General features: G+C 70.7%; 9 protein-coding genes. 8 read left to right on the top strand and 1 reads right to left on the bottom strand.

From position 1 onward, the window contains the following. The first annotated feature begins 74 nt into the window (after positions 1 to 74). The 5 genes from ACV4UX_RS17490 to ACV4UX_RS17470 are packed head-to-tail and all read left to right on the top strand — an operon-like array spanning position 75 to position 1,916. The gene (locus ACV4UX_RS17490; RefSeq protein ID WP_491594560.1) at positions 75 to 335 is read left to right on the top strand and encodes a hypothetical protein; all 261 of its coding nucleotides are present in this window, start codon (positions 75 to 77) and stop codon (positions 333 to 335) included. Continuing rightward, complete coding sequence (locus tag ACV4UX_RS17485) at positions 307 to 627, top strand: hypothetical protein (protein ID WP_491594559.1); 321 nt, start codon at positions 307 to 309, stop codon at positions 625 to 627. Before ACV4UX_RS17490 ends, ACV4UX_RS17485 begins: the two co-directional genes overlap by 29 nt. A gap of 1 nt (position 628) precedes the next feature. Next, positions 629 to 868, top strand: a complete 240-nt coding sequence (locus ACV4UX_RS17480; protein ID WP_491594558.1) for an antitoxin MazE family protein — start codon at positions 629 to 631, stop codon at positions 866 to 868. Next, complete coding sequence (locus tag ACV4UX_RS17475) at positions 865 to 1,188, top strand: type II toxin-antitoxin system PemK/MazF family toxin (protein ID WP_491594557.1); 324 nt, start codon at positions 865 to 867, stop codon at positions 1,186 to 1,188. The genes ACV4UX_RS17480 and ACV4UX_RS17475 overlap by 4 nt, the downstream gene beginning before the upstream one ends. Then, positions 1,188 to 1,916, top strand: a complete 729-nt coding sequence (locus ACV4UX_RS17470; RefSeq protein WP_491594556.1) for a hypothetical protein — start codon at positions 1,188 to 1,190, stop codon at positions 1,914 to 1,916. Before ACV4UX_RS17475 ends, ACV4UX_RS17470 begins: the two co-directional genes overlap by 1 nt. Positions 1,917 to 1,926: 10 nt before the next feature. Here ACV4UX_RS17470 and ACV4UX_RS17465 read toward each other — a convergent pair whose 3' ends face one another. Then, on the bottom strand, positions 1,927 to 2,781 hold the full coding sequence (locus ACV4UX_RS17465; protein WP_491594555.1) for a PHP domain-containing protein: 855 nt from the start codon (positions 2,779 to 2,781) through the stop codon (positions 1,927 to 1,929). 98 nt (positions 2,782 to 2,879) lie between these two features. Here ACV4UX_RS17465 and ACV4UX_RS17460 point away from each other — a divergent pair, with 98 nt between their 5' ends. The 3 genes from ACV4UX_RS17460 to htpX all read left to right on the top strand — a co-directional run bounded on the left by ACV4UX_RS17460 (position 2,880) and on the right by htpX (position 4,539). Beyond that, positions 2,880 to 3,083, top strand: coding sequence for a Trm112 family protein (locus tag ACV4UX_RS17460; RefSeq protein WP_491594554.1), 204 nt, complete (start codon positions 2,880 to 2,882; stop codon positions 3,081 to 3,083). 111 nt (positions 3,084 to 3,194) lie between these two features. Next, a complete protein-coding gene (locus ACV4UX_RS17455; protein WP_491594553.1) occupies positions 3,195 to 3,647 on the top strand; it encodes an Hsp20/alpha crystallin family protein in 453 nt (150 codons plus the stop codon). A gap of 40 nt (positions 3,648 to 3,687) precedes the next feature. Beyond that, a complete protein-coding gene (htpX, locus tag ACV4UX_RS17450; protein ID WP_491594552.1) occupies positions 3,688 to 4,539 on the top strand; it encodes a zinc metalloprotease HtpX in 852 nt (283 codons plus the stop codon). Positions 4,540 to 4,590 lie beyond the last annotated feature (51 nt).

The raw sequence follows: 4,590 nt of genomic DNA, 5'->3' as shown, positions 1-4,590 counted from the left end.
AGTGGATGGTGCGGATGATTTCGAGCGGCTGGTTCACATCGTGCACGGGCGTGCTGATGAGCGAAGCCTTGTAGGTGGAGCGCTGGCCCGTGCCGGTGCGGCCCTTCGCGGAGGTGTTCCCGGACCAGCCCTTCCCGGCGGAGCCCACGGCCGAGGAGAGCCGTTCGCTCTTCCTCAAGGGGCTGGAGCGCCTGGCGTGGCGGCGCACCCAGGAGGGCCTGGGGCTCAAGGATTTTCTCGACGCCAACCTGAACCCCGAAGACCCGGGCACGGGGCTCATCTGGGAACTCTACGAGGAGGTGGCCGGTGGCGAAAAACGCCCACGACGGTCCTGACGCGCTGCTCGAACGGGAGCTGGCTGCCCTCAAGGCCGAATACGAATCCCTGCGCGACGAGAAGGTGCGCGCCCAGCAGACCCTGGCCCACCTGGAGGGCGAGCTGAAGGACCTGGAGGAACAGGCCCTGCGCGACTACGGCACCGCCGACCCTGCGGCCCTGCGCGCCAGGCTGGAGGTGCTGCGCGCCGAGAACGAGGGCATGGCCCGGGCCTACCGCGCCCACGTGGACGAGGTGCGCGCCGCCCTGGACGGCCTGGAGCGCGGCCAGGGCCTTGACGGCGGGGCGTAACATGTTACTTCTCGGCAGGAGGATCGCCGCCATGCAGACCGTGCCGACGCGCATGCGCCGCTACCGGGCCAGGCTCCAGGCCAGGGGGCTGCGCCCCGTGCAGATCTGGGTGCCCGACGCCCGCCGCCCCGGCTTCGCCGAGGAGTGCCGCCGCCAGTCGCTGCTGGTGGCCCAGGACCCTCTCGAGCGCGAGACCCTCGACTGGCTCGCCCGGGCCTCGGACACCTCGGGGTGGACGTGAGGCGCGGAGACCTCGTCACAGTGGCCCTCTCCGGCAGTTACGGCAAGCCCCGCCCCGCCCTGGTGATCCAGTCCGACCTGTTCGGCGCGCATCCTTCCGTGACTATCCTCCCCGTGACGGGCGAGTTGCGCGACGCGCCGCTGTTTCGGGTGGGGGTCCTGCCCGACGCCTCCAACAACCTGCGCAAGCCCTCCCAGGTGATGGTGGACAAGGCCCAGTCCATCCCCAGGGAGAAGTGCGGCGAGCCCTTCGGCAGGCTCGACGCCGAGACGCTGCTCCAGGTGTCGCGTTCGCTGGCGCTTTTCCTGGGGATCGCCTGATGGCCGGGGACGTGCCCTGGGCCTCCCCCGATCCCGACGGCGACCTCTCCGGCCTGGAGCGCCGCGCCGGCCGCCTGGAGGGCCAGGCCCAGGCCCTGCACGCCGAGCACGCCAGGCTGCGCGCCGAGCTTGGGGCCGTGCGCGCCTTCCTGGAACTCTCCCCCCAGGCCCAGGCCCGCCTGGAGGAACTCTCCCGCGATCTCTTCGGGGAACTCATGGAGGAAGTGGAGGCCAACCTGACCCACGCCGTGCGCGAAATCCTCGGGCAGGAGCGCAAGGTGGTCTCGCGCCGGGAGGTGAAGGGCGGGCGCTTCCACATCAACCTGGAGATCGAGAACCAGGGCCGCCCCGAGGACATCCTGCACGGCCAGGGCGGCTCGGTGTGCAACATCCTCTCGGTGGGCCTGCGGCTCATCGGCCTGGCCCAGCTGGACCCGGCGCGCCACCGGCGCTTCCTGGTGCTCGACGAGCAGGACTGCTGGCTGCGCCCCGAGCTGGTGCCCGCCTTCACGCGGCTTTTCGCGCGCATCGGGGAGAAGCTGGGGCTCCAGGTGCTCTCCATCAGCCACCACCCCGTGGAGCGCTTCAGCGACCACGCGGGCCGCGTGTTCCAGCTTTCGCCCGGGGGCGAGGCGGGCGTGAAGGTGCGCCTGCTCTCGGAAGCCGCCCCGGCGGGACGGGAGGAGGGGGGGCCGGGGGCCGGACTGGAGGACGCGGCCGAGGCCTAGGACGCGGGCCTCACACCCACAGCCCCCGCGCGGCGCGGCGCTCCTTGAGGGCGTCCAGCACGGATTCGGGAACCTTGAGGCGGCCCTTGCCCACGCCCAGGCGGATGCCCGGCTTCACGGCCCCGTGGAAGTCCGAGCCGCCGCACACGCCCAGGTCCAGGCGGCGGGCCAGCTCAAGGTATTCGCGGGTCTTCTGGTCGGAGTGTTCGGTGTAGTAGGCCTCGATGGCGTCCACGCCCAGGAGCTGGAAGCGCCGGGCCAGTTCCTCCAAGTCGCGACCGGAGTTCCCCAGCAGGTAGGGGTGGGCCAGGGCCACCGTGGCCCCGCCGTCCGCGAGCACGCGCGCGGCCAGGGAGGCGGGCAGCTCCTCCTTGGCCACGAAGGCCCGGCCGTGGCGGCCCAGGTACTGCCGGAAGGCCGCGTCGTAGTCGCGCACGAGGCCTCGTTCCAACAGGATTCGGGCGATGTGCGGGCGGCCCACCGTGCCCTGGGCCAGCTCTGCCACGTCGTCGTAGTCGATGGCCACGCCCATGCCCGCGAGCTTCTCCACGATGCGCCGGTTGCGGTCCTCGCGGCCCGCGCGCAACGATTCGAGCACCGTGGACAGCTCGCCGTCCGGGCGCACCCACAGACCCAGCAGGTGCAGCTCGCGCCCCTCGTGCACCACGGAGAGTTCGCACCCCGGGATCACCTCGATGCCCGCCTCGACCCCGGCGGCCCGGGCCTCCGGCAGCCCCTGGAGCGTGTCGTGGTCTGTGAGGGCCACGGCCGCCAGGCCCGCCCGGGCGGCCAGGCGCACCACCTGGCCAGGGGAAAGCTCGCCGTCGGAGGCGTTGGAGTGGGTGTGCAGGTCCACAAGGCGCATGCCCCAAGCGTTAGGGGCTTCCCGGAGCTGCGTCAACGCAAGCCTTGAGCGGCCGGGCAAGCTGGTGTAGAGACGGGGCGTCCACAGGAGGAAACCCAATGCCCATCGCTCCGGAACTGCTCGAAATTCTTGCCTGCCCCAAATGCAAGGGCGACATCAACCCCACCCCGGCCCAGGACGGGCTGGTCTGCCCGGCCTGCGGCGTGGTCTACCCCGTGCGCGAGGACATCCCCATCATGCTCGTGGAAGAGGCCGTGGAACTCACCGCATGGGAGGCCGGAGAACGCCAGGCCAAACCCTGAACCGGCCAGGCCAGCCCCGGACGCTCCGGTTCCGGCGCTTGACAGCGCCCCGGCGATGGTTAAACGTTCCAACATGTTGATCCATCACCACGCGTTTCGAGGTGTCCCGGCATGGCCAAGCTGAACTGGAATCCCTGGATGGGGCTGGCGGACATGAAGGCCGAACTGGAGCGGGTGCTCGCGGAGGCCGCCCGGCGCGGCCGCGCCCCCTCCGCCGTGTCCGAGAAGGCCTATTTCTGGGCCCCCGCTGCGGACGTGCTGGAGACAGCCGAGGCCTTCGTGATCACCATGGAGCTGCCCGGCGTGGAGCGCGAGGACGTGGCCGTGGAGGTCAAGACCCGCACGCTCTGGGTCTACGGGGAGCGGGCCTTCGTCAAGCTGGGGGAGGGCGAGGGCGTCTACCACTCCCTGGAGCGCTCCTACGGCCCCTTCGCCCGGCGCTTCGCCCTGCCCAAGGGCGTGGACCGGGGCGGCGTGGCAGCCGTGTTCAAGAACGGCCTTCTGGAAATCACCCTGCCCAAGGAAAGCCCCGAGGCCCGGCGCAGGCGAATCCCCATTTATTGATCCACCATCCCCCGACGAAGTTTCCACGGAGGAACGCTTCATGACCAGCCAACTCAAGACTGGCCTTCTCCTCGGATTGCTCACCGCGCTGCTCCTGCTCATGGGACAGGCCATGGGCGGCAAGGCAGGGCTCGTGATCGCCCTGATCATGGCCCTGGTGATGAACGTGGGCAGCTACTGGTTCTCCGACCGCATCGTGCTGCGCATGTACAACGCCCAGGAGCTCTCCGAGGCCGACGCGCCCGGGCTCTTCGATCTGGTGCGCCAGCTGGCCAGCCGCGGCGACATGCCCATGCCCAAGCTCTATCTGGTGCCCCAGGCCCAGCCCAACGCCTTCGCCACCGGGCGCAACCCCCAGAACGCCGCCGTGGCCGTCACCGAGGGCCTTTTGAACCTCGTGAGCACCGACGAGCTGGCCGGGGTGCTGGCCCACGAGATGGCCCACATCAAGAACCGCGACATCCTGGTGCAGACCGTGGCCGCCGTGGTGGGCGGCGCGGTGACCAGCGTGGCCAGCATGCTCCAGTGGGGGGCCATCTTCGGCATGGGCCGCTCCGACGAGGAAGGCGGCGGGGGCGGCTTCGGGGCCATTCTCATGGCCATCCTGGCCCCCATCGCGGCCATGCTCATCCAGATGGCCATCTCCCGCTCGCGCGAGTACCTGGCCGACGCCACGGGCGCGCAGCTGGCGGGCAACCCCCTGCCCCTGGCCGGGGCGCTCAAGAAGCTCGACGACTACGCCCACGCCGTGCCCATGCAGGGGGCCAACCCGGCCACCGAGAACATGTTCATCGTCAGCCCCCTCTCGGGCGGGGGCGTGGCCGGGCTCTTCTCCACCCATCCCCCCACCGAGGAACGCATCCGCAGGCTGCGCGCCATGGCCGGATACTAGGCCGTGCCCCGCGCCCTGACGCTTCTCTGCCTTCTTCTTCTCGCGCTCCCG

Source organism: Fundidesulfovibrio sp., assembly GCF_058402725.1.
Note: the sequence above shows the minus strand (reverse complement) of the source record. Positions and strands in the feature narration are given on the sequence as shown.